Source organism: Streptomyces sp. NPDC001153 (genome assembly GCF_053598315.1).
Genome location: NZ_JBSFJZ010000036.1, coordinates 37,648 through 61,643 on the forward strand (window position 1 = coordinate 37,648; position 23,996 = coordinate 61,643).

Sequence of the window (23,996 nt, forward strand, 5' to 3'; positions counted from 1 at the left end):
CTTTACTGATAACTGGAACATCGCAGGTCGCGCTCCCCCGGCGCTGCGGCCAGGCGTGGCAGGTTACTCCTCGTCGATGGTCTGCAGCTCGACGGGCCGGTCGGCCACGTCCATGGTCTGTGGCGTGGCCAGCAGCTTGTTCAGTCCAAGGGTCAACTGCACGACGAACGTGCTCAGTAGGACGGCCAGGGCTATTCGGACCAGGCTGTAGATGGCGTCGACGTTCGCCGCGGTCTCGTAGTCGCCGGGCGTTCGGAGGTTGGAGTTGGTCACGAATGAGAGGTAGAGCGCGGCGAAAACCGACAGGAGCCACGCGCCGTAGGTCCAGACGACTCCGCGGCCGCCTGGCAGGGCCCTGGTCCATCCCAGCCCGATGTCGGTGCGTGACATGGCGTTCGCGTGGCCAGCGCGCGCCCACCGCTGGTAGGCATACAGAACTGCCATGAAGGCTGCGAAGCGCAACATGTTCGTGGTGTTAATCGTTTGGAGTGCGCTGTGCAAAGCCTGCCGGTCATAGCCGTCGTTAGCGGCGGCCAAGGCCCATTGGTGGGCCCGCGTGCGCTCGGCGGAGAACCGCACGACCTCGCTGACGATGGCCACCGCGGCTGCAGCCAGTACCGTGAGCAGTGGGCCCGTCATCGAAACCCGCCCGGGACTTACCTTGGACTGGATCAGCAACGCCGCCTTGGCGTTGCGCCCCCGACGCTGAGGCGGCTTCGACAAGTCGCTCTCCTGCTGACAGACCGGACACAGTCCTTTGATCCCGTCAAAAGCAACTCCACGCTGCCGACACTTTCGGCACGTCAGTAGCATCCCGCGCCCCCTCCTTGCTTGATCGCGGTTGAATTGAGCGCCGCATCCTATTGGGCCCGCCAGAGAGGCGTCGATACCTCTAACGCAGTGAAGATCGAGAATGGGTGCAGATCCCCTGAGGGGATCTGCACCCATTTCGGTTGGTGCGGGCGGCCTGGCCGTGGGCTCGATGGACGGCTACGGCCGCGGCCGGGTGAACAATCCCTGCTCGGTCTCGATCAGAATCCTGCGCTCGGCCAGCCGCTTGAGCTTCAGGCGGACGTTGTTCACGTGGTTGGGCGCGATCTGCACGTCCATCGCCTCGCACACCGCCCGCGCCCGCAACGGCGAGTCGGCCGCGGTGAACACCGCCATGATCTCCCGGTAGGCCGGATGGTCTGGCAGCTTCGGGGCTTGGACCAGCCAGAGAGTGTTGACAGGTCGTCGTAATCAATTGGAGGCCTCTCGGGACGGCCAGGTGCCACCACCACTCCGGTGACCTCTCGTCGGACCGTCCACTAGTGTCGAAAGCGACGGAGCGGTGCCGCTGAATACGTGACAGCGTTGCAGGTGGTGGAGAACGGATTGGCATCGCGTCCTCGTCGCGCCGAAGACCGGCGCGGGAATCGTCGGCACACGTGACCCCAGGCAGAGGCGGCACACCAACCCACGGGCCCCCTCCGATGTACGTCGTCACCGATCGGCGGGGCGAGTTGACGGCTGACGATACGGTGGTGACGGCGCAAGGGCGGCTCCACCTCTGAGACCGCTGCCGGGCGTACGCCAAGAATCGGCTGCCGAGGCCGCCTCATTTCTCCGGGGCTCCCCGGCGGTGCGTCGTCCATGCCTGCCGGATCAGACTGCGCACGGTGGTGATCGCGTCGGCGAGGTCGAAGAAGGCGTCGACGACGGCGGCGCGGGGCTCGCAGCAGCGGGCGAGCCGGTGGAAGGCATTCTGCCGGGCGTGGGTACGTCAGCCGGCGTCCAGGTGCACGGTGACGTCGCCGGGCAGCGGTCCCAGGTCGTCCAGGCGGTCCAGGGCCTCGCAGCCGGCCGCCCGGCCCCGGAGCCTGGAGGCCCGGGGAGGTGACCGTCGCACGGGATCCTCTGGACTCCTACGGCCAGGGGCTCGGTGCGGGTGGGGGCACCACCGCAGGCCGGTCGTCGCAGGTGATGGTGTTGGGGAGTTCCCACGGCGCGAGCCAGGACCCGTTGCCGCCGCGGTCGGAGACGGAGAACTCCGAACCGGCAGGGGTGAAGTGGAAGGACCCGCAGTTGTTGACGCTGACCGCACCGACGTTGCGGGCCTGCACGTCTTCGAAACTCGCCGACCCCGCGGCGCGGGCGCTCACCACGGACGTGCCCGTACCGTCGACTCTGATGTCCTTGAAGTGCACGTTGGTGATCGAGTACTTGTCCTTGACCGGCCAGTCGGCGACGAACATCACCGCGTTGTAGGTGTTGTCGAGGAAGGAGTCGCCCACCACCTCGACGTCCGCGCTGATGTCTTTCTCCAGGGCGTAGAGCCAGATCGCCCCGAGCCCGATGTTCCAGTTGAGCTCGTAGGTACCGGCACGCACGGTGGTGTTGTCGGTGATCCACAGGTGGCCGGTGAAGGCTTCAGCGCCGAAACGGGAGCCGACCTGGACAGCGCTGCCCTCCCGGACAGGGTCCGCGACGAGGTTGCCGGAGACGGTGTTGTCCGTTCCGCCGTATACCGCGATGCCGTTGGCCAGCACCGGGGTCTGCACGGTGTTGTGGTCGAAGACGTCGCCCGCGTCCTCCGTCTTCTCCGACCACATGGCCAGCCCGTCGTCGCCGGTGTTCCGGATGAAGTTGCCGGAGACAAGGGAGTCGGTCACCCCGGCGTGGAAGTTGATGCCGTCGGCGATCTGGTCCGCGATCTGGTTGCCGGTGATCCGCAGGTTGCTCATGGGCCCGTCGAACCACATGCCCACCTTGGTGTGGTGGATGTAGAGCCCTTCGATGGTCGAGTCGCTCAGTGCTCCGCCGATGCCGTTCACCTGATCGGTGTCGATCCGTTCGCGCACGTCGCCCTCGACGGCGAAGCCCGACAGGTGCACGTGGTGGCTGCCGCCCGCCGAAGCGTCCCTGCCGTAGAAGCCGACGCCGGTGTGAACCGAGCCGTCCGGGGCCGGTGCCGCGAGAGTGACCTGGTGGCCCTTGATGATCGTGTACCAGCTGCCGGCACCCTCGATCGTGATGTCGTCGACGATGATGTGACGGTTGACCTGGTACGTCCCCGGAGGGATGTACACCTTCAGGTGTGCCCGTCCGGCGAAGGCCATGGCCTTGTCGATCGCGTCGGCGGAGTCGCGCCGTCCGCTGGGGTCCGCTCCGAAGGCCAGCACGTTGGCCGCGGACGGGTCCGCCTTCGGTGGAGCGACGAGTTGGGAGTCCATCAGGTCGATCACGGTGGTCGCGGCCTCGCTGCGCTCCGGCACGCGCAGCCGGATGTGTGCACCGGCCGGATAGTTACGGCCGAGCAGCAGCCGCTGCTCGTCGTAGAAGTGGTTCGGCCGGAACGGCTTGGGAATGACCGGGGCCGGGGTGGTGGCGCCTGGGACGCAGCCGCACTCGGTGATCCACCAGTCGGGGTGCAGCAGGTCGGCGGTGGGGTCATTGGTGAACGGATACTGGTTGTACAGCCAGGCGTACTGCGAGGTCAGCGTCATGGTGCTGCGGTGGCGTCCGTTCACGCTGACGTCGAGCGGGGCGGTGATCCCGCCGCCGGTCGGGGCGTCCGGGACGCTGTAGCGCACAGTGATGGCGTTGGCAGCACGCGGCAGCGTGAACTCGACGTACTGGCCAGGCGCGAGACTGACCGCACTGCGGCCTGAAGCCTCGGCGGCGAGCGTGTACGCGGTGCGACCCGGCCCGATGACGGTGCCGTCGGTCGGGGCGTGCTCCGCCTCCTGCTCCAGGAAGCCGAGGTCGGCTCCGCGACCGGCGACCAGGGTGGGGTCGAGCCCGGCGCGGGTCACCGGCGTGGCCTGGGTCTCCCCGGCGGCACCAGCCGGTGCCGCCGCGACAACGCCGGCCGGTACGGCGGTGAGGCCTACCGTCGCTGTCACGACCGCCAGGGCTGCGGCGGCTCTTCGCCGCGCGCCGGTACGTCTGCTTGTGCGGTTCACTGCGCCTCGATTCTGTGGTGGAGGGCGATGGGCCCTCGCGCGAGGTGTGGGGAGGGGCGGGCCGCGCCGCTCCCCCCAGGGGCGGCGCGGCCCTGTGTGCGATCAGGGGATGCGTCTGGCTCAGGGCAGGCGCAGCCAGACCGCGGTATCGGTGGGCAGTTGCCCGTCCCTCAGCGGTGCACTGCTCAGCAGGACCTGCCGGTGCGGTGGCAGCGGTGCCGGCTCCGAGCCCAGGTTGACGACGCAGCCGAAGCCGGGGTCGCGGGTGAAGGAGAGGACCTGGGGGCCGCTGGGAAGCCAGGTCATCTGCCCGTCGCCGAGGGCGGTCTCGCTCCGGCGCAGGCGCAGCGCCGTGCGGTACAGGCTCAGCATGCTGTCCCGGTCCGCCACCTGCTGCTCCGCCGTCATCGCCGACCAGTGCCGAGGCTGGGGCAGCCAGGGCCGAGTGCCCTCGGGGCCGAAGCCGAACGGCGGGGCGTCGCCGCTCCACGGCAGCGGCACGCGGCAGCCGTCCCGGCCGGGGTCGGCTCCCCCGGTGCGGTGGAACATCGGGTCCTCGATGACCGAGTGCGGCAGGTCCTCGACCTCGGGCAGGCCGAGCTCCTCGCCCTGGTAGAGGTAGACGGAGCCGGGCAGGGCCAGGCTCAGCAGCGCTGCCGCCCGGGCGCGCCGCGTGCCCAGTGCGAGGTCGGTGGGAGTGCCGTGGGCCTTGGCCGCGAAGTCGAAGCCGGTGTCGGCACGGCCGTAGCGGGTGACGGTCCGGGTCACGTCGTGGTTGGCCAGCACCCAGGTGGCGGGCGCGCCGACGGGCGTGTGTACGGCCAGTGTGGTCGCGATCGCCTCGCGCAGCCGCGCGGCGTCCCAAGGGCAGGTGAGAAAGCCGAAGTTGAAGGCGGTGTGGAGTTCGTCCGGGCGCAGGTAGCGGGCGAAGCGCTCGGGGTCGGGCAGCCAGACCTCGCCGATCAGGGCGCGCGGCGGGGTGTAGGACTCGGCGACCTTGCGCCAGTCCCGGTACACGTCGTGGATCTCGTCGCGGTCCAGGTAGGGATGTGGGTCCGCACCGTCCACCAGGTCGGGAAGCGCCGGGTCCTTGATGACCTCGGCAGCGGAGTCGATGCGGACCCCGGCCGCGCCCCGGTCGAACCAGAAGCGCAGCACCTCCTCGTGCTCCCGGCGCACCTCGGGGTGCTGCCAGTTCAGGTCGGGCTGGGCGGAGGCGAAGCGGTGCAGGTACCACTGGCCGTCCGGGACGCGGGTCCAGGCGCTGCCACCGAACTGCGACATCCAGTTGTTGGGAGGAAGTTCGCCCCGCTCGCCTCGGCCCTCACGGAACCAGAACCGATCGCGCTCCGGCGAGCCGGGGCCTGCGGCGAGCGCCTCCTGGAACCAGCGGTGCCGGTCGGAAACGTGGTTGGGGACGATGTCGACGATGGTGCGGATACCCGACGCGAGTGCCTCGGAGATCAGCTTCTCGGCCTCTCCCAGGCTGCCGAAGGCCGGATGGATGGCCCGGTAGTCGGCCACGTCGTAGCCGCCGTCGGCCATCGGTGAGGCGTACCAAGGGGTGAACCAGAGTGCGTCGACACCGAGTTCGGCGAGATACGGCAGCCGGGACCGGACGCCCGCCAGGTCGCCCACCCCGTCGCCGTCCGTGTCGGCGAAGCTGCGCACGTAGATCTGGTAGATCGCGGCGCCACGCCACCACTCGTGGGGTTGGTGCACGGTAGAAGTCTCCTCGGGAGATGGTGTCAGCCCTTGAGGCTGCCGGCGGTGAGCCCGGACATGATGTTGCGTTGGAAGATCAGGAAGAAGACCACCGTCGGCACGGCGGAGATGGCCGAGGCGGCGATCAGCACGTTCTCCGGCACGCCCAGGGAGAGGGAGTAGATACCGGCGTTGAGTGTCTGCCTGGTCGGGTCGGGCTCGGCCAGCAGCGGCCAGAGGAAGTCCTTCCACACGTTGACCAGGGCGAAGATGGACACCACGCCGATGATCGGCCGGGACATGGGCAGCACGATGGAGAGGAGCGTGCGCAGCGGTCCGGCGCCGTCGATGGCGGCGGAATCGAGGAGTTCCTGGGGCACGGAGTCGAAGAAGCGCTTCAGCAGGTAGATGTTGAAGGCGTTGGCCACCGACGGGAGCCAGATCGCCCAGGGGGAGTTGAGCAGGTTCTGGTGGATCAGCGGCAGGTCCAGCACGGTCAGGTACTGCGGGACGACCAGCACCATGGCTGGGATCATGAGGGTGGCCAGCATCAGGCCGAGGATCGCGTTGCCCAGCGCCGGCCGTAGTTTGGACAGCGAGTAGGCCGCGGCGACGTCCAGGACGAGCTGGAAGGCGAGTGCCCCGAAGGCGTACCAGAGCGTGTTGAGCAGCAGGTGGGCGATGCTGAGGCGAGTCCACGCGTCGCTGTAGTTGGAGGCCTCGATGTGGTGCGGGTAGAAGGTGGGCGGGGTCTGGATGGACTCGGTGGTGCCCTTGAGCCCGCCCGTCACCAGCAGGTAGAGGGGGCCGAGGAAGGCCAGCGTGAAGGCGGCGACGACCAGGATCAGCGTCGCGCGGTAGAGCGTGCGGTTCAGCTGGGCCGGATTGACCAGGGTGCGGGTGTCGCTCATGACTCCAGCCTCCGGTTGAGTCGCACGTAGATCACCGAGAACCCGGCGAGCACCAGCAGCAGGAGCAGCCCGAGGGCGCAGGCGGCGCCGTAGTTGGAGAAGTTGAAGGCGTACTGGTAGATCAGGTAGACGACGGTGGTGGTCGAACCCTCCACCCCTTGGCCGCCGTTGGTGAGGATGAAGGGCTCGACGAAGACCTGCATGGTGGCGACGATCTGAAGCATCAGCATCAGCGAGAGAACGAGCCGGGTCTGTGGGATCGTCACGTGCCAGACGCGCCGCAGCAGTCCGGCTCCGTCCAGTTCGGCGGCCTCGTAGAGCTCACCGGGTATGTTCTGCAGCGCCGCCAGGTAGATCAGCGTGGCGCTGCCCATGTTCATCCAGGTGGAGGCGATGACGACGGCGAGCATCGCCATGTCCGGGGACTGCAGCCAGCCGGAGGTGGGCAGGTGCAGCAGCTGCAGTGACCGGTTGATCGGCCCGTACTCGGGGTTGTACAGGTACTTGAACAGCAGCAGTGAGGACACCGGCGGAAGCATCACCGGCAGGTACACCAGGATTCTCAGGTAGCCGCGCGCGTGCCGCAGTTCGTTCATCACCACGGCCGTGACGAACGGCAGCGCGAAGCCGAACAGCAGGGCCAGGCCGGTGAATTCGGCGGTGTTCCGCCAGGCCGGCCAGAAGCTGGGGTCGTGCACGATCTGGTCGAGGTTGTGCAGGCCGACCCAGGTGGTCCTGCCCGCCTTCGCCTTCTGGAAGCTCATGATCACTTCGCGGACCATGGGATACCACTGGAAGCAGGCGAAGCAGAGCACCGCGCCGATCAGGAAGCCGTGTGCGGTGAGGTTGCGCTGTACGGATCTGCGCAGTGCCCCGGCCCGGTCGGCCGCTTTGGCGGGCGGCGCGTCGGTTCCGGAGGATGCGGTCGCGACCGCCATCGTCGATCTCCTTGAGAGGCTGCCCGTCCCGGGGCCTGGCGGCCCTTGCGACTACTGGGCGTTGGCGAGGACCTGGTTGACCTGCTGCTCAGCGGTGTCCAGCAACTTCTGCAGGTCGGCATGGGGGTTCGTCAGCGTGGACGCCATTGCCGTGTCGAGGATCTTGTAGATGGCCTGGGCGTTGCCGGGCTCGGTGACGCCGGGGACGTTGGCCTTCACGAAGGGCTCGAAGGCCTGTACCGACATGGTGGCGTTGGCGGCCTTGAGCTGGGCGTCCTTGGTGGCGGTGGCACCCTGGAACAGCTGCGGCTGGGGCAGGCCGACCGCCTGGCCGGAGGACTTGGAGCGGGGGTAGTTGTACTGCTGGCCCTGGCCCTCCGTCAGCCAGAGGTAGCTGAGCAGCTGGATCCCGGCCTTGATCTGCTCGGGGGTGTCCTTGACGTTGAACATGTAGTCGTCGCCGCCGGTGAGGGTGCCGACGCCGGGTGCGCTCTGGCCGGGGACCGGGCCCATGCCGAAGTCCTCGTAGTGGGCGCCGAGGCTCTGCACCATGTAGGTGATGTCGTCAGGGGCGGCGATGTACATCCCCAACTTGCCCGCGGCCATCTGCTTCTGGAGGTCGCCCCACTTGTAGAGCTGGGTGCTGCCCATGACGTTGTCGTCGAAGCGAAGCTTGTGCAGGTTCTGAAGCACGGCCAGGCCCTGTGGGTTGTTGAAGGCCGCCTTGGTGCCGTCGTCGCTCACCATCCGGCCGCCCTGGGCGTAGATCTCGGCGGTGAAGTGCCAGCCGCCGTTGTTTCCCGCGCTGTAGTCGCCGTAGCCCGCGATGCCCTTGCCCAGGGCGGCGATCTTCTTGGCGTCGGCCTCGACCTCGGCCCAGGTCTGCGGCGGTTGGTCGGGGTTCAGCCCGGCCTTCTGGAAGAGCTTCCGGTTGATGATCACGCCCATGGTGTAGTTGGTGCGCGGAATGCCGTAGATCTTCCCGCCGGACTTCTGGGTGTCCCACACCGAGGACATGATGTCGTCCTTGACCGGCAGGTTCTCGGAGGTGACGTACTTCGTGATGTCGGCCGCCTGGCCGGCGTCCAGGACCTGCTGCTTGTCCGTGAAGTAGGTGTAGAAGACGTTGGGCTCGGTGCCGCCCTTGAGCGCGGCCGTGAACAGTTCAGGGGTCTCGCACGGGAACGTGTCGATGCTCTTCACCGTGATGTTCGGGTGCAGCTTCTCGAAGGCCGCGATGTCGTCGGCCCACTGCTTGCGCTGCGTCGGGCGGCTTTTCGGCGGGGCGCAGTCGATGGAGATCGTGACCTTGCCGTTGGTCGGCTTGGCACCGCCGTCGGAGGAACTGGAACAGGCGGCAGCGGTCAGGGTGAGAGCGCCGGCGATCAGCAGCGCTGCGGATCTGCGCATGGGTGGAAGACCCCTTCATGGGCGGAGTGCGTGGGGATGTGGCGTGCCTCACTTAAGCACCGACCCCGTCGGCGCCGCAATATCTCGACGGTACTTTGCAAGAAGCCAACGCGAAACCGTGATGGGGCTCGCCACAAACACCGCAAGGGCCGCACCTCGTGGGGTACGGCCCTTGCCGGCGCTGCGAGTTGGCGCTCAGTCAGCGGCTGGGCTCTCTCGCGCCAGACCGGTGGATCCGCGCACCACGAGCTCCGGCTCGAAGAGCAGCTCGTCGTGGGTGACCTTGGCGCCGGCCAGCTCTCCCACGAGCAGCTCCACGGCGGCGCGGCCCATCGCCTCGATGGGCTGGCGGATGGTGGTCAGCGGCGGATCGGTGCAGGTCATGAAGGAGGAATCGTCGTAGCCGATGATCGACACGTCCCGGGGCACATCGAGCCGGCGCCTGCGGGCAGCGCGCACCGTCCCCAGGGCCAGCGGGTCCGAGGCGCAGATGATGCCAGTGACACCGCGCTGCAGCAGGCGCGCGGCCGCGGCCTGCCCGCCCTCCAGGGAGAACAACGCGTGTGCGACGTCCGCCTCCTCGAGCTCCAGCCCGGCCCCCTCCAGTACTGTGCGAGCCGCCGCCAGCTTGCGTCGCGACGGCATGTGATCGGGCGGGCCGAGCACCAGGCCGATCCGCCGGTGGCCCAGCGACAGCAAGTGCCCGGCGCCCTGTTCCACCGCGACCGCGTCGTCGCAACTGACCTGTGGGAAGTCCAGGTCGGGTATGGCGGCGTTCATGAGCACCGTCGGCAGACCGCGGCGGGACAGCCGCTCGTAGTGCTCGTGCGGGGACTCGGCCTGGGCGTACAGGCCACCGAAGAAGATCACGCCCGAGACCTGCTGCTGGAGCAGCAGTTCCACATAGTCGGCTTCGGAGACGCCGCCCGCCGTCTGCGTGCACAGCACCGGGGTGAAGCCCTGCTGCGCCAGGGCACTGCTGACCACCTCGGCGAAGGCGGGGAAGATGGGGTTCTGCAGCTCTGGCAGGACCAGCCCGACCAGCCTCGAGCGCTCGCCCCGCAGCTGGGTCGGGCGCTCGTAGCCGAGCACGTCCAGGGCGGTCAGCACGGCCTCGCGGGTCTGCTCGGAGACACCGGGCTTGCCGTTGAGTACCCGGCTGACCGTCGCCTCGCTGACCCCGACTTTCCTGGCCACCTCGGCAAGTCGTCGTGTCATGGCTCAAGCCTAGGGCATGATCCGCAATCCACTTACGGCCTGGCGTAAAAATTCGTCAGTCTTTGCAGCAAGAACATCGGGACAGCCAAGGCGAGAAAGCTCCACCCGGGGACGATCCGACGCCAGGGGCGGACGCGCCCTCCCCAGGTGGGTAAGGCTTCTCCGTACGCCGACGCGACCACGATGCTGGAGATCGACAACTTGCAAGAAAAAGTAAGCTTGAAACAAACTCTGGTCGGAATATTGCTCGTCTCTGCCCGAGCCAATACGGTGCTGCACGCGCCGCCGCCTGTGCTCGGATCCTCCCGCTCCACCTGTTCGCACCTGCTCCACCTTGCCCGGCCACGAAGGGCCGGCGAAGCGCTGCGTCGTGCCCAAGGGCACCTGACCTCGGGCACCCCACCCGACGGCGGCACGCCTCACGACGGCTTCGGCCCCAAGGAGCAACCCTTGTTCCAGTCCCTACGCACACTCAGACGCGCGGTCGCCCTGGGCGGCACCGGCGCACTGCTGGTCGCAACGAGCGTCCTCCTGGCGGCGCCCCCGGCATGGGCCGCCGCCACCGGCGGCAGCGGTGCCGCCCTGCCCTATGTTGAGGTCCAGGCGGAGAACGCCGCCACCAACGGCAGCGTCATCGGTCCCAGCTACACGCAGGGCCAGCTGGCCGACGAAGCCTCCTACCGCAAGGCCGTGACGCTGCAGGGGGCGGGCAAGTACGTCACCTTCACCACGCCGGTGGCCACGAACTCGATCAACTTCCGGTACAGCATCCCGGACAGCTCGAACGGGTCGGTCTACAACGCGCCGCTGTCCCTGTACGTCAATGGCACCAAGCAGAGCAACTTCACCCTGACCAACGCATACAGCTGGTTCTACGGCAGCTACCCCTTCACCAACAGCCCGGGCAGCAACCCGCACCACTTCTTCGACGAGGCCCATCGCCTCTTCACGCAGACCTATCCGGCCGGGACCACCTTCACGCTGCAGGTGGACCCCGAGGACACCGCAACGTCCTACACCATCGACTTCGCCGACTTCGAGCAGGTCGGTGCCCCGCTGACGCAGCCGGCCGGCTCGGTGTCGGTGACCAGCAAGGGCGCGGACGCGACCGGAGTCAACGACTCGACCAGCGCCTTCAACTCGGCGATCAGCGCCGCGGGCGCCGGTGGCACCGTGTGGATGCCGCCCGGCACGTACAAGATCCCGGGCCACATCGCGGTGAACAACGTGACGATCACGGGCGCCGGCATGTGGTACTCGACGGTCACCGGGTCGGCGCCGGGCTTCTACGGCAACTCCGCGCCGTCGCCGAGCACCGGCGTGCACCTGGAGAACTTCGCGATCTCCGGTGACGTCCAGGACCGCAACGACGGCGCGCAGGTGAACGGCATCGGCGGCGCGATGAGCAACTCCACCGTGTCCAGCGTGTGGATCGAGCACGAGAAGGTCGGCGCCTGGATGGACGGGCCGATGGACGGCCTGACCTTCAGCGGCATGCGGATCCGCGACACCACCGCCGATGGCATCAACTTCCACGGCGGCGTGACCAACTCCAAGGTCACGGGGAGCGACATCCGCAACACGGGCGACGACGGCATCGCGACCTGGGCGGACGCCGGCATCGGCGCGGACGCCAACGACACCATCTCCGACAACACGGTGCAGCTGCAGATGCTCGCCAACGGCATCGCGATCTACGGCGGGCACGACAACACCGTGAGCGGCAACCTGGTGCAGGACACCGGCATCACTCAGGGTGGCGGCATCCACGTCGGGCAGCGCTTCAGCTCCACCCCGGTCGGCACCACGACCATCTCCGACAACACGCTGATCCGCAATGGAAGCCTCGACCCCAACTGGCAGTTCGGGGTCGGCTCTCTGTGGTTCGACGGCAGTCAGGGGGCCATCAACGGCCCGGTCAACGTGACCAACGCGCTGATCCAGCAGAGCCCCTATGAGGGGATCCAGTGGGTCGAGGGCACCGTCAGCGGTGTCCACCTCAACAACGTGACCATCGCCGGGACCGGCACCTTCGCCCTTCAGGAGCAGACCGGCGGCTCGGCGAGCTTCACCAACGTCACCGCGACCGGCGTCAACGGGCCCGCACCCGTCTACAGCTGCGAGGGTGGCAACTTCACGGTGACCGACGGCGGCGGCAACTCGGGCATCGGCGGCACCGCGTACTGCGGCGGGTGGCCCACCCCGGTCTACCCGCCCTATCCGGCCAGCACGGTCACCGCCTCCCCGAGCGCCCTGAGCTTCGGCTCGCAGGCCGGCGGTACGACCAGCGCGGCGCAGACCGTGACGGTCTCCAACCCGACCGGTTCGTCCGCCTCCGTCTCCTCCATCTCCACCAGCGGCGACTTCGCCCAGACCAACACCTGCGGCAGCTCCATCCCGGCGAACGGCTCGTGCACCGTCAGCGTCACCTTCACGCCGACGGCGACCGGCAACCGCACCGGAACGCTGACCGTCAACGCGGGCGGCACCACCAACACCGTCAGCCTCTCCGGCACCGGCACCGCCGCCGGACCCGCGCTGAACGCCAGTCCGACGAGCCTGTCGTTCTCCGACACGGTCGTCGGCTCCACCGCCTCGGCGAAGACGGTGACAGTGACCAACACCGGCACCACCACGGCGACCGTATCCAGCGTCTCGGCGACGGGCGACTTCAGCCAGACCAACAACTGCTCCACCATCGCCGTCGGTGCGTCCTGCACGGTGAGCGTCGCCTTCAAGCCCACCTCCCCCGGATCCCGCACCGGCACCCTCACCGTGTCCAGCAACGCGAACAACAACCCGCTCACAGTGGCCCTCTCCGGCAGCGGCATCGACAGCAGCACCAACGTGGCGGCCGGCCGGCGTCGGCGAGTTCGAGCAACAGCCCGTACGTCGCCTCGAACCTCACCGACTCCGACCCGTCCAGCTACTGGGAGGGCACCAACGGCTCGTTCCCGCAGTGGGCCCAGGTCGACCTCGGCCAGAGCTACAGCATCGGCAAGGTCGTCCTCAAGCTGCCGCCGTCGACGGCATGGGGCGCCCGCACGCAGACCCTGTCACTGCTGGGTTCCACGGACGGCTCCACGTTCTCGACCATCGTGGGATCGGCCGGATACACCTTCGATCCCAACACCAACACCAACACGGTGACCGTCACCTTCAACGCCACCACGGCGCGCTACGTGCGGGCGAACATCACCGCGAACACCGGTTGGAACGCGGCCCAGTTGTCGGACTTCGAGGTGTTCACCAGCGGCAACGGCTCCGGCACCGTCAGCACCGATCTCGCGGCCGGCAAGGCCACCAGCGAGTCCAGCCACACCCAGACGTACGCGTCGTCCAACGTGACGGACGGCAACCAGTCCACCTACTGGGAGAGCGCCAACAACGCCTTCCCGCAGTGGGTGCAGGTGGACCTCGGCTCCCAGCAGAGCGCGTCCCGCGTCGTCCTCCAGCTGCCCGCCGGCTGGGGCGCCCGCGACCAGACGCTGTCCCTGCTGGGCAGCACCGACGGCACCACCTTCTCCACCGTCAAGGCGTCGGCCACCTACACCTTCGACCCCGCCACCAGCAACACGGTCACCATCACTTTCCCCGCGAGCACCCAGCGGTACTTCCGGGTGAACATCACGGCGAACACCGGTTGGCCGGCGGGACAGATCTCGGAGTTCCAGGTCTGGAACAATTGAACTGACCCGAACCCAAGGTGCCGCCGAGCCCCGTGTGCTCGGCGGCACCGTCATGCCGTCAGTTTCGGCAGGCACAGACACCAGCAGGGACGTACCGGTGAGGTGCCGGCCGATTCAGGAGCTCCAGACCTGGAACTCCGAGAGCTGCCCGGCCGGCCACCCCGAGTTCCCCGTGGTGTTCACCCGGAAGTAGCGCTGGGCGGTGGTGGGGAAGGTAATGGTGACGGTGTTGTTGCCGGACGGGTCGAAGGTATAGCTCGCCGACGCCTTGACCGTGGTGAAGGTGGCGTCGTCAGTGCTCCCGAGCAGGGACAGCGTCTGGGTACGGGCACCCCAGCCGGCGGGCAGCTGGAGGACCACGCGGGACGCGCTCTGGGCGGAGCCGAGGTCCACCTGCACCCACTGCGGGAAGGCGTTGTTGGCGCTCTCCCAGTAGGTGCTCTGGTTGCCGTCGGTGACGTTCGACGACGCGTACGTCTGGGTGTGGCTGGACTCGCTGGTGGCCTTGCCGGCGGCCAGGTCGGTGCTGGTGGTGACGCCCGTGCCGGACAGCACCACGGTGGTGGGGCTGTTGGAGGCGTTGCCCTTGATGGTGAGTGTGCCGGTGCGTGTGCCGGAGGCGGTCGGCGTGAAGGTGACGCTGACCGAACAGGAGGCCCCGGCGGCAACGGAGGTGTCACAGGTGTTGGTCTGGGCGTAGTCACCGGAGACGGTGACACCGGAGATCGTCGCTGTCGCCGTGCCGGTGTTGGTCACCGTGACCGTTTGCGCCGCGCTGGTGGTGTGCAGCGTCTGGCCGGCGAAGGTCAGCGAGGCCGGCGAGACCGACAAGGTGGACGACGGGGAGCCGCTCGCCGCGGCGAAGCTGAGGTGGTTGAGATTCCAGCCGCTGTTGTCCTGGTCGAGCGTGAGGACCTGCCGACCGGCCGGGAGTGTGACATTGGCGGTGACCGTGGTCCAGGTCTGCCAGCCGCCGGTGGCGGGGATGTCGACCGCTCCGCTGAGGTTGGTTCCGGATGCGTTGGACAGGTGCAACGCGTCGGTCACGGCGGCGGGAGCCGCGGTCCTCAGGCTGACGGTGTAGGTGCCGGCCGTGGCGACGTCCACGGTGTAGCGGAACCACTGCCCGCTGCTGGTCCAGCCGAGGTTGTAGCCGCCGCCGGTGTCGGAGGTGGTCTCCAGGTCGACGCCGTCGGAGCGGTAGGCAGTGCCGTTGCCGTTGACCGAGCTGACGTTGTAGGCGACGCCCTGACCGCCGGTGTCGTAGTTCTCCGCCTGCACGGTGCCCGGTACCGCGGCGGGAGTGCCGCCGTAGGGACCCTCGGGCACGGGGTTCTGCCAGCTGTTGTCGCTCACCGTCGCGGTGAAGCCGCTGGAATTGTTGGTGAACGCGGTGTTCCCCGAGTGCAGTCCGGTGAGGGTGTTTCCGGTGATCGTGGCGGATCCGCTGGGCGCCGGGTAGTACGGCGGTGCGATCACCACTCCGTTGCGGCCGGGGTTGGTGATCGTGTTGTTCTGCAGCAGCGTGTTGGTCGAGGTGGAGAAGCCGATCCCGTCGTAGAGGGAGTCGGACACGGTGTTGCCGGTGACGGTGACGTGGTCGACGACGCCGGTGTTCTGGCCGTCGCCGCCGTTGCCGATGTGCAGCGCGGGCTGGCCCTGGCTGTAGGCGTTGCCGCCCGACCTGACGACGACGTTGCCGGTCACGGCCGCGGACAGCAGGTCGTTGCCGTTGACGCCGAAGCGGCCGGCGCCCAGTCCGATGTACCGCGCGGTGTCGCTGATGTAGTTGTTGCTGACCTGGTGGCCGCTTCCGCCGTAGATCCCGATGCCCTTGCCGCCCCACGGCGCGATCGCGGTGTTGTCGGTGAAGGTGATGTGGGTCATCGGGTTGTAGTAGGTCGTCGTGCTGCCGCTGGTGTTGTAGTTGACCGAGTTGATCGCCATCGCGTCGTCACCGGTGCCGCGCACGAAGTTGTTCGTGGCGGTCAGGTCGTTTCCGGTGTTCGCGTCGAGCGACACGTTGTTCAGGTTGATCCCGTCGGCCCAGATCGAGGTCAGGCGGCTGTTCTGCACCTTTCCGCCGGTGCCCGAGGCCCAGAAGCCGGACATGGTGTGCTGGGTCCAGATGCCGTCGGCCACCCAGTTGGTGCCGGTGGTGTCCATGGCGCCACCGTCGCCGCCGACAGTGCCGCGGCTGACGGCGTTGGCGTCGATGTGGAAGTCCCGTACGGTGCACGAGGTCAGGGAGAACAGCGCCGCCAGGGGGGTGCTGTTGGGCACCGGCACGTCACGGTAGATCGTGGTGTACCACATCCCGGCCCCGGCGATGGTGATGCCCCGCGCGCGCAGGCCGGTGGTGCCCTTCACGTAGAAGGTGCCCGGCGGAAACCAGAGGACCTTGCCCTGGGACTGCGCCTGGTTGATGCAGTTCTGGATGGCGGCGGTGCTGTCCACCGACTGGGGGTCGGCGGACCCGTTGGTCGGGTTGTCGTCGGACACCGCGCCGCAACTGGTGATGGAGATCGAGTTGGCGGGTTGGGCGATCGGTGCCGGCGGGTTCTCCACGTCGATGGCGTCGACGTCGTAGAACGACGCACCGTTCGAGGAGTCCTTCTGCAGCGAGAATGTGCTGCCGGGGGCGATGGGCGTGCCCACGACGAACGTGTGCGACTCGTCGAAGAACACCCGCGGAGAGCCGTCCGCCGGGTTCTGGTTGTCGCTGGTGTTGTAGTTGTTGTTGCCCTCGTACACCCAGGTCTGCTTGGAGTTGAGGTTCAACGCCTGCCGGAAGGTGCCGTTGACGTACAGGTTCAGCGTGCCGGTGGTGCCGCCGCCCGACGAGGAGTCGGGAATGCTGGCCCGGACGTTGATGAAGCTGATGGGTTGGCCCGTGTTGTTCGTCCACTGCACCGACTGACCGGTGGTGCCCAAGTGGACGTACGCGTGCCCGGACGCCTCGAGTGCAGCGCTCGAGTACTGCGTCGTTGGCGCCGAGGTCAGCGACACCCTGCCGGCGCCCCCGCCCAGGGTGCCGGCTTCGGCCTCATAGGTGGTGAACGGAGTGGTGGCGCCCGCCGGTGTGCTCGCGGCCGGCGCCGCGTCGGCGGCCGACGCCGGTGGGGCAGCCGCGGTGCGGGAGGCGGCGCCGGCCGGCGCGAAGGACATCCACACCAGGCCGAGCGCGGCGACAAGGGCCACAGCCAGGCGCGGGGCGAGCCCCGTGCGACGTAAGGGCCTTGGGATCTCACGCATTGGATGCTCCTTCAGGGAATGTGGGGGATCGGCGCCCCGACCGTACTGAGCACGGCAGGGCATCGCAAGATGCCAATCAATTGGAGAAAATATTCTCTAGAGCGTTGAAAGATGGCGCCGCATACAACGGTGCGGGGGCCGGCCCACGCGGTTGGTGGGCCGGCCCCCCGGGCGCGTTGCCGTCAGGGATTGACGTTGATGGTGAAGGTCGTGGTCGGGTTGTAGACGTCGATGTGGTTGTTGCTCTGGGTCAGGTGGTTGAACGTCGCCGAGCCCACGGCCGGGCCCTGTCCCGATTCGGGCATCGGGTTGGCCCAGATGCCATAGCCGGACTTGGCGTCGTAGGCGTCTCCGCTCTGCTGTGCCCCGGTGATGGACGTGTTGGTGAAGACGGTGTCCTTGACGGGATTGAGCGCCGTGCCGCCCACGTAGTCGGTCTGGAACATGATGCCGGCGTACGTCGGGTCGACGATGTCGGTGTCGTTCACCCGGATCCCCTGGAACGGCTGGGTCGCGGAGAACAGCCAGATCGCGGGGAACACCTGGCCGCCCCAGAAGTGACCACCGTCGCGCACCAGCGAGACGTTCTGGACGGTAGTCGGCTGGGTGCCGAATCCCTGGAAGGGATAGCCGAAGTTCAGCGAGCTGATGGTGATGCCCGCATAGGTCAGCGTGTCGGCCACGTACAGGTTCTGCAGGGTGTTGTTCTCACCGCCGTAGACGGCGACACCGGCCGCCCGCCACGGGGTCAGCGCGGTCAGGTTCTGGAAAGTGTTGTCGGTCAGGTCCGAGGAGTTGTGGTCCTGGGCTGCGAACAGCGCGAAGCTGTCGTCGCCTGTCGATCGGGCCTCGTCGTTGCTCACCAGGTTGTTCTGGCTGCCGTTGGTGAGGTTGATGCCGTCCGCGAAGGTGTCGCGGATCCGCATGTTCGTGGCCTTCAGCCCGTTCACGTGGGTGCCCCAGATGGCGCACACCTGGTGCTCGATCCAGACGTCGTCGACAGTGATGTTGGAGACGTCGGTCAGGTCGAAGACCTTGCCGGGCCCGTCGATACGGGAGGTGTAGTTGCCGAACCAGCCGAAGCCCTGGAAAGTCGAGCCGTTGGCGCTGCTCTGCACCGACCAGCCGACGTCCGAGTTCTCCGACGTGGTGGGCGAGTTGAACTGGGTGTACCAGGGTCCTGCGCCCACCACCTTGACGGCTTTGCCGTAGACGTTGAACTTGCCGGTGGTCTGGTACTGCCCGGCGGGCAGGTAGACGCCGACGAGCTTGCCCGTGGTGTCCTGGCGAACGGTGTCGAGCGCGTTCTGCACGTCCTGCTGGCCGAAGCCGGCCGGGGTGAGGTAGGCGTTCGGGTCCGGGTTGGCGACCGGGGCGACCTGCTCGGTGTTGATGTAGTCGATCGCGTACTGCGAGGTGTTGGACGAGTCCTTCTGCAGCTTGATGACGCTGCCCTGGGGCACGGTCTGGTCGAGCATCACGTGCGCCTCGTCGTAGATGTGACGCGGCGATCCGGCGCCGGGGTTGTTGCCCGGTCCGGTCTCCGCGCCGTACAGCCAGGCGAACTTGGAGTTCAGCGTGATGGTCTGCCGGAAGGTGCCGTCGACATAGAGGTTCAGGGTGGCGGTGTCGCCACCGCCGCCGGGGGCGTCGGGGATGGAGAAGCGGGTCACCAGGGTGTTGGTGCTGGCCCGGGTGGTCCACTGGACGTAGGAGCCGGTGGTGTTCAGGGTGACGGCCTTGCGCCCGGACGCCTCACCGGCCAGGTCGCCGATGGTGCGGTTGGGGCCGACCACGGCGGCGCCGCCGCCGATCTGGCCGTCCTCGCCCTGGTAGACGTCATAGGGCATGTTGGCGCCGCGGCCGACGAACAGCGAGGTGTCGCTGGTGTTGTTGGCCTGTTTGACCGACAGCTCGTTGGGGTCGACGGCGACCACGGTGTGCACCGTGTACTTGCCGTTGACGGCCGTCCAACTGCCCAGGTTCACGGAGGGAGCGCTGGCGCCGGCGGCAATCGTGCCGGAGTAGGAGCCGGTGAGGGTGGTGAGCGTCTTGCCGGTGCTGTCGAGCAGGGTGAGCGTGACGCCGTGGGAACCGCTGCCCGAGGCGATCGTGCCCTGGTTCCTCAGCGTCACCGAGAACTTGACGTTGTTGCCCGCCGAGGGGTTGTTCGGGGTCCAGTCCACGGTTCCGACCAGGTCCGAGCTCTGTACCGGCGCGACGACGAGGTTGTCCGGGTTGGTGTAGGCGTTGTTGTCGTAGCCCAGCTCGATGAAGCTCTTCGCCTCGTCCACCTTGGCGGTGAGCTGGTACGAACCGGCCGTCTGCGCGCCGATCACCGCGGACACCCTGGCGGAGGCGCCGGCCGCCAGCGCGCCGACGGGGGCGGTGCCGACCTTGGTGCTGCCCAGGTAGAAGTTGACGTTGGAGGCCGGAGAGGCCGCGGTGCCCACGTTGGCGACCGTGGCGGACGCGGTGACCGAGTCGGTCTCCACCGGGGCGGACGGGGACCACGAGGACGCGGAGACCGTCAGGTCGGGGTTCGGGGACGGAGTGCCGATCACCTGGAGCTCGCCGACCTGGCCGCCGGGGGCTCCGCTGTTGCTGGTGATGCTCAGCTCGACGTCCGCGACCGTGGCGCTCACCGGGATGGTGACGGTGTTGTTGGTACCGGGGTCGAAGGTGTACGTCTGCGCGGCCGAGATGCTGGTGAAGTCCGTCGCGCTCTGCTCACGGCCGAGCACCTGGATGGTCTGGGTGCGGGTGGACCAGGCCGAGGCCGGGTTCAGCTTCACCACGACGGAGGTGACGTCGGCGTTCGCGCCGAGCTGCACGGTGAGCCGGCTCGGGTACGAGGAGCCCTCGAAGTACGTGGTGAGGTCGCCGTCGTTCGCGTTCGCCGGGGCGTAGGTGTACGTGTACGGGCTACCGGTGATCGGCTTGTGCAGCGCCAGGTTGGTGCCGCTGCCGCCGGTGCCGGTGCGGGTGACGGTGTTGCCGGCGGGCGAGACGTTGCCGGCGGCGTCGCGCGCCTTGACGTAGTACGACACCGTCGCCGTGCCCGGCTGGGAGTCGGTCCAGGTCAAGGTGGTGCCGCCGACGCTGACGGCCAGCGCGCCGTTGCGGTAGACGTCGTAGGCGGTGACGCCGACGTTGTCGGTCGACGCTCCCCACGACAGGGCGATCTGACCGGCCTGCGGCTGGGTGTAGCTCAGGGTGCCGGGCGCGGTGGGGGGCGTGGTGTCGGCGGTGCTCGGCCCGTACACCTGGAACCCGGAGATCTGGGCCGCCGGCCATCCGGTGTTGGCCGTGACCAGCGTCCGCAGGTAACGGGTACCGGTCGCCGCGAAGTTGATGGTGACCGTGCTGTTGGTGGACGGATCGAACGTGTACGAGGCGGACGCCACGATGGTGGTGAAGTTGCTGCCGTCGGTGCTGCCCTGGACCGACAGCGTCTGGCTGCGGGTGGGCCAGTTGTTCACCGGCACCTGGAGCACGAGCTGGTTGACGCTGGTGGTCGAGCCCAGATCGACCTGGAGCCACTGCGGGAAGGCGTTGTTGGCGCTCTCCCAGTAGGTGGCTTGGTCACCGTCGTTGGCGTTGGCCGGTGTGTAGGTCTGGTTGTAGCTGCTGGCGCTCATGGTCTTGCCAGCCGCCAGGTCGGTCCCGGCGGCGTGGGCGGGTACGGCCTGCAGCGCCGCCAGCAGTGCTGCCAGCATGCTGAGCACCGCGACGACGGCGGTTCGCTGCCGGCCTGACGCGGGCAGCGCGGGGGATCTTCCGGTGGTTCTCATCCTCGTCCTCGGCTCCTTGGAGAGGTGGGGGTACGGATGCGAGGGGTGACGAACTCGGCGAGCTGGTGACTGCGCGAAAATCTCGGTGTCGATCTTGCGAGATTGCCCATGATTCGATGAAAAAACTGCAACCTAGACTGAAAGGAAGCTACAGAGCGGCCATGCACTCGTCAATGAATGTGACAGCGCGGGGAGTTGCCGCCCTCGTGACGAGCCGGACTGCGACCGCGCCGGGCGTTCCCCCGGCCATGACGTGCACCGGTCCGGCCGGCTTCAACGCCCTGCCGACGCCAGACTGAAAGTCGTCACCACCGGCATCCAGACACCGCGCATGAACTCCATCACGGAGCGCTGGATACGGCCCTGCCCACGCGGACACGTCGACCGCACCACGATCTGTGACCGGAGCCACCTGCTCCACGCGCTCCGCGAGTTCGAGACCCGCTACAACGAGCACCGGCCAACCGAGACCTGAAGCAAGTCGGGCCGCTCCGCCCACTCCCCCAACGGATCAACGAACCACGGCACATCAGACACCTGGAGGTCCGCCTTGAGCAGGCACTGCAAAACGTCGCCGCGCTGGAGAATCCCGACCTCTCCAGCGATGAACCGGGCGAGATCGACAAGTACTCCACCGACGGCGGCGTCGACCTCCGGCGGGACGCCCGCACCAGCGACCTCGGCCGGCCGTCGCCGGGCTCGTCCGGTGCCACCGGCCGGACGCGCAGCGCTCAGTCAACCTGAACAATGCACCACGGGTGCGGCCGGGACGGGGTCAAACGCTCACGTCGTGCCCGGCGCGCCGAGCGGCTCCGTGCCGACCACCGGATTGGACAGTGTTCCCACGCCTTCGATCCGGACTTCGACCCGGTCCCCCGGGACCAGCGGGCCCACGCCGGCGGGGCTGCCCGTGAGCAGTACGTCACCTGGCTGCAGGGTGATCCAGCGGGTGACGAAGGCCAGCAGTTCACCCACGCCGAAGACCATGTCGGCGGTGGAGCCGTCCTGGACCGTACGACCGTTGACGAGGGTGTCCAGCCGCAGCGCTCCAGGGTCGGCCACGTCCGTCTCGATCCATGGCCCGAGCGGGCAGAAGGTGTCCGCGCTCTTGGCTCTGGTCCACTGCCCGTCGGCGCGCCAGTCGTCCGCGGTGATGTCGTTGGCACAGGTGTAGCCGAGTACGTAGTCGGCGAACGACGCCGCGGGAACGTCGCGGGCGGTGCGGCCGATCACGACGGCGAGTTCTCCCTCGTACTCCAGCCTGCGCAGTCCGGCCGGGTGGACCACCGCCGCACCGGGGCCGACCACGGCATTGGGGGCTTTGAGGAACAGCGGCGGCTGGGTCGGCCACGGCCGCTGCTTCTCCGCTATCTGTCCTGCGTAGTTGCTTCCCGCACAGACAATGACCCGCGGGTCGCAGGGCGCGAGGAGCTCCACTTCGTCGAGCGAGGCGATCCTGGGGCCAGGCCGTGAGCTGCCGAGCGAGCTGTCGCCCATCTCGTGGATGTACTCGCCGATCAGCGCACCACGTCCGGTGTGCTCTGCCTTGCGATACCTGACCAACCGCACCGCGCATCTCCCTTGTCGGCCCCTGTGGACCGTTCCTGTCCTGAAAGTTGTCGAAGCCGGCTCCCGCACCTGTCGGGCCTGTGTGCCGGGCGGCCGGAATCCGGCCGCCCGGCACACAGGGGACAGGTCGAGAAGGGAACTGTCAGGCAGGCCTGACAGCGGGTGGTCCCTCCGCTCCCTCCGTTTCGGTACCGATGGGCGGGACACTCGTCGCCTCACGCAGCTTCTTCCGCAGCGTCAGGACGAGCAGCGCCGCCACCGCGAAGACCGCGCCGAAGAACACCTGAGTAAGGGCGTATCCCCCGCTGACGTCCTTGAGCCATCCCCCGATGTAGGGTCCGAAGAATCCACCGAGGTTGCCGACCCCGTTGATGATGCCGATCCCCGCACCCGCGGCCGCCACCGGCGTGAGCTTGGTGACGGTGGCCCAGAACGGTCCGTACCAGGCGATCGACGCCGCGGTGCCCAGGATCATCGCTCCCAGCACGAGCCACTTCTGCTGCGCCGAGATCAGACCCGCCCCGGCCAGGACCACGGCTCCCACGCCGAGGACCGCGACCATGTGGGTGACGTGCCTGCCGCGGCGGTCCGCGGACCTGCCGATGAAAATGATCGCCGCGCCGGCTGCGATCTGGGGCACCATCGCGACCACACCGACTTTCATGTCGGTGTGGAAGGCCGTTTTGAGCACGCTCGGCAACCACATCGAGAGCCCGAGCAGACCCAGTTGGGTCAGCGTGTAGATGAGGGCGAACAGCCACACGATGGGGCTGCTGAACGCCGCCTTGAATGACCCCTGGTTCTTGAGCGGTTCGCCCTCCGCAGTGCGGGACTTCTCGATGTAGTCCCGCTCGGTGGCCGAGAGCCACTCGGCTTTCGCCGGGGTGTCGCGGATGATGACGAGCCATGCGACAAGCCCGAGTACGAGTGGGGCGCCGCCCTGGATGATGAACATCCAGCGCCAGTCCGCGTACGTCAGGATGATGCCGGAGAACGGGGCGGCGACGATTGCCGCGATCGGTGTGTACAACTTGAAGATCGCGTATGCCCGGCTGCGTTCGGCGAACGGGAACCACGACCGGATGGTGGACATCAGCGCGGGCTGCACGCCGCCCTCGGCCACCCCGAGCAGGAAGCGGGTGAGTACGAGTTCGGTGTAGTTGTGAGCCAGCCCTGAGGCCACCGCGGCCGCGCTCCACAGCACCATCAGGATCGCGATCCACCGTTTCGCGCTCCACCGCTCGGCCATGTATCCGCCGGGGACCTGCAGCAACAGGTAACCCCAGAAGAAGACGCCGCTCGCGAAGCCCTCCTGGGCCCCGGTGAGGTGCATGTCCACCTCGAGGTGGGGCAAGGCGAAGCTGATGTTCGTTCGGTCTATGTAGCAGATGATGTAGACGAAGACGATGACGGGCAGAATTCTGGTCCATCGCTTCATATGGGATCGATGCCGCAAAAGGGATGTCGGCGTTGCCAACGACCTACCTCCTTGTAGGTGCAAACTGCCGGATGTCTCAGCGCACTGACTGCACGCGAGACTCGTGGGGCGAGCTGCGTCGTC

At 67.9% G+C, this 23,996-nt stretch carries 14 protein-coding genes and 2 pseudogenes; 3 read left to right on the top strand and 13 right to left on the bottom strand.

Annotated elements, in window-relative coordinates; translation table 11 throughout:
- Positions 1-63: 63 nt before the first annotated feature.
- The 9 genes and pseudogenes from ACWDEN_RS33750 to ACWDEN_RS33790 all read right to left on the bottom strand — a co-directional run bounded on the left by ACWDEN_RS33750 (position 64) and on the right by ACWDEN_RS33790 (position 10,128).
- Positions 64-723, bottom strand: coding sequence for a hypothetical protein (locus ACWDEN_RS33750; protein ID WP_450861643.1), 660 nt, complete (start codon positions 721-723; stop codon positions 64-66).
- Positions 724-990: 267 nt separating this feature from the next.
- Positions 991-1,167, bottom strand: coding sequence for a hypothetical protein (locus ACWDEN_RS33755; protein ID WP_450861645.1), 177 nt, complete (start codon positions 1,165-1,167; stop codon positions 991-993).
- Between the two features lie 433 nt (positions 1,168-1,600).
- Positions 1,601-1,831, bottom strand: a pseudogene (locus ACWDEN_RS33760) (IS5/IS1182 family transposase); the annotation flags it as partial.
- A 76-nt stretch (positions 1,832-1,907) separates the two neighbouring features.
- The gene (locus ACWDEN_RS33765) at positions 1,908-3,887 is read right to left on the bottom strand and encodes a glycosyl hydrolase family 28-related protein (RefSeq protein ID WP_450861647.1); all 1,980 of its coding nucleotides are present in this window, start codon (positions 3,885-3,887) and stop codon (positions 1,908-1,910) included.
- 180 nt (positions 3,888-4,067) lie between these two features.
- Positions 4,068-5,669 carry a glycoside hydrolase family 13 protein gene (locus ACWDEN_RS33770; RefSeq protein WP_450861649.1) on the bottom strand — a complete coding sequence of 534 codons (1,602 nt, stop codon included), beginning with the start codon at positions 5,667-5,669 and terminating at the stop codon, positions 4,068-4,070.
- Positions 5,670-5,695: 26 nt separating this feature from the next.
- Positions 5,696-6,562: a carbohydrate ABC transporter permease gene (locus ACWDEN_RS33775; protein ID WP_450861651.1), complete on the bottom strand. Its 867-nt coding sequence runs from the start codon at positions 6,560-6,562 to the stop codon at positions 5,696-5,698.
- Positions 6,559-7,500 carry a carbohydrate ABC transporter permease gene (locus tag ACWDEN_RS33780; protein ID WP_450861653.1) on the bottom strand — a complete coding sequence of 314 codons (942 nt, stop codon included), beginning with the start codon at positions 7,498-7,500 and terminating at the stop codon, positions 6,559-6,561. The genes ACWDEN_RS33775 and ACWDEN_RS33780 overlap by 4 nt, the downstream gene beginning before the upstream one ends.
- 51 nt (positions 7,501-7,551) lie before the next feature.
- Positions 7,552-8,910: an extracellular solute-binding protein gene (locus ACWDEN_RS33785; protein WP_351927891.1), complete on the bottom strand. Its 1,359-nt coding sequence runs from the start codon at positions 8,908-8,910 to the stop codon at positions 7,552-7,554.
- A gap of 195 nt (positions 8,911-9,105) precedes the next feature.
- Positions 9,106-10,128, bottom strand: a complete 1,023-nt coding sequence (locus ACWDEN_RS33790) for a LacI family DNA-binding transcriptional regulator (protein ID WP_351234296.1) — start codon at positions 10,126-10,128, stop codon at positions 9,106-9,108.
- 183 nt (positions 10,129-10,311) lie between these two features.
- Between ACWDEN_RS33790 and ACWDEN_RS33795 the strand changes: the two are divergent.
- Both ACWDEN_RS33795 and ACWDEN_RS33800 read left to right on the top strand, forming a co-directional pair.
- A pseudogene (locus tag ACWDEN_RS33795) lies at positions 10,312-12,891 on the top strand (choice-of-anchor D domain-containing protein); the annotation flags it as partial.
- The gene (locus tag ACWDEN_RS33800; protein WP_450861727.1) at positions 12,882-13,817 is read left to right on the top strand and encodes a discoidin domain-containing protein; all 936 of its coding nucleotides are present in this window, start codon (positions 12,882-12,884) and stop codon (positions 13,815-13,817) included. The pseudogene ACWDEN_RS33795 and the gene ACWDEN_RS33800, both read left to right, overlap by 10 nt.
- A gap of 114 nt (positions 13,818-13,931) precedes the next feature.
- Here the strand turns inward: ACWDEN_RS33800 and ACWDEN_RS33805 are convergent, their stop codons facing one another.
- Both ACWDEN_RS33805 and ACWDEN_RS33810 read right to left on the bottom strand, forming a co-directional pair.
- Positions 13,932-17,072: a carbohydrate-binding protein gene (locus tag ACWDEN_RS33805; RefSeq protein ID WP_450861656.1), complete on the bottom strand. Its 3,141-nt coding sequence runs from the start codon at positions 17,070-17,072 to the stop codon at positions 13,932-13,934.
- 182 nt (positions 17,073-17,254) lie between these two features.
- A complete protein-coding gene (locus ACWDEN_RS33810) occupies positions 17,255-20,866 on the bottom strand; it encodes a discoidin domain-containing protein (protein WP_450861658.1) in 3,612 nt (1,203 codons plus the stop codon).
- Positions 20,867-21,197: 331 nt separating this feature from the next.
- Between ACWDEN_RS33810 and ACWDEN_RS33815 the strand changes: the two genes are divergently transcribed.
- Complete coding sequence (locus tag ACWDEN_RS33815) at positions 21,198-21,341, top strand: hypothetical protein (protein ID WP_450861659.1); 144 nt, start codon at positions 21,198-21,200, stop codon at positions 21,339-21,341.
- Between the two features lie 308 nt (positions 21,342-21,649).
- Here the strand turns inward: ACWDEN_RS33815 and ACWDEN_RS33820 are convergent, their stop codons facing one another.
- Positions 21,650-22,435: a fumarylacetoacetate hydrolase family protein gene (locus ACWDEN_RS33820; RefSeq protein ID WP_450861661.1), complete on the bottom strand. Its 786-nt coding sequence runs from the start codon at positions 22,433-22,435 to the stop codon at positions 21,650-21,652.
- A 142-nt stretch (positions 22,436-22,577) separates the two neighbouring features.
- The gene (locus ACWDEN_RS33825) at positions 22,578-23,873 is read right to left on the bottom strand and encodes an MFS transporter (protein WP_450861663.1); all 1,296 of its coding nucleotides are present in this window, start codon (positions 23,871-23,873) and stop codon (positions 22,578-22,580) included.
- Between the last annotated feature and the right edge of the window lie 123 nt (positions 23,874-23,996).

What these genes read in the sequence shown, in the direction of transcription:
- ACWDEN_RS33755 (WP_450861645.1), bottom strand. Translation starts at nt 1,167, where the DNA reads ATGGCGGTGTTCACCGCGGCCGACTCGCCGTTGCGGGCGCGGGCGGTG.
- ACWDEN_RS33775 (WP_450861651.1), bottom strand. Translation starts at nt 6,562, where the DNA reads ATGAGCGACACCCGCACCCTGGTCAATCCGGCCCAGCTGAACCGCACG.
- ACWDEN_RS33780 (WP_450861653.1), bottom strand. Translation starts at nt 7,500, where the DNA reads ATGGCGGTCGCGACCGCATCCTCCGGAACCGACGCGCCGCCCGCCAAA.
- ACWDEN_RS33785 (WP_351927891.1), bottom strand. Translation starts at nt 8,910, where the DNA reads ATGCGCAGATCCGCAGCGCTGCTGATCGCCGGCGCTCTCACCCTGACC.
- ACWDEN_RS33790 (WP_351234296.1), bottom strand. Translation starts at nt 10,128, where the DNA reads ATGACACGACGACTTGCCGAGGTGGCCAGGAAAGTCGGGGTCAGCGAG.
- ACWDEN_RS33805 (WP_450861656.1), bottom strand. Translation starts at nt 17,072, where the DNA reads ATGCGTGAGATCCCAAGGCCCTTACGTCGCACGGGGCTCGCCCCGCGC.
- ACWDEN_RS33810 (WP_450861658.1), bottom strand. Translation starts at nt 20,866, where the DNA reads ATGAGAACCACCGGAAGATCCCCCGCGCTGCCCGCGTCAGGCCGGCAG.
- ACWDEN_RS33815 (WP_450861659.1), top strand. Translation starts at nt 21,198, where the DNA reads ATGAACTCCATCACGGAGCGCTGGATACGGCCCTGCCCACGCGGACAC.
- ACWDEN_RS33825 (WP_450861663.1), bottom strand. Translation starts at nt 23,873, where the DNA reads ATGAAGCGATGGACCAGAATTCTGCCCGTCATCGTCTTCGTCTACATC.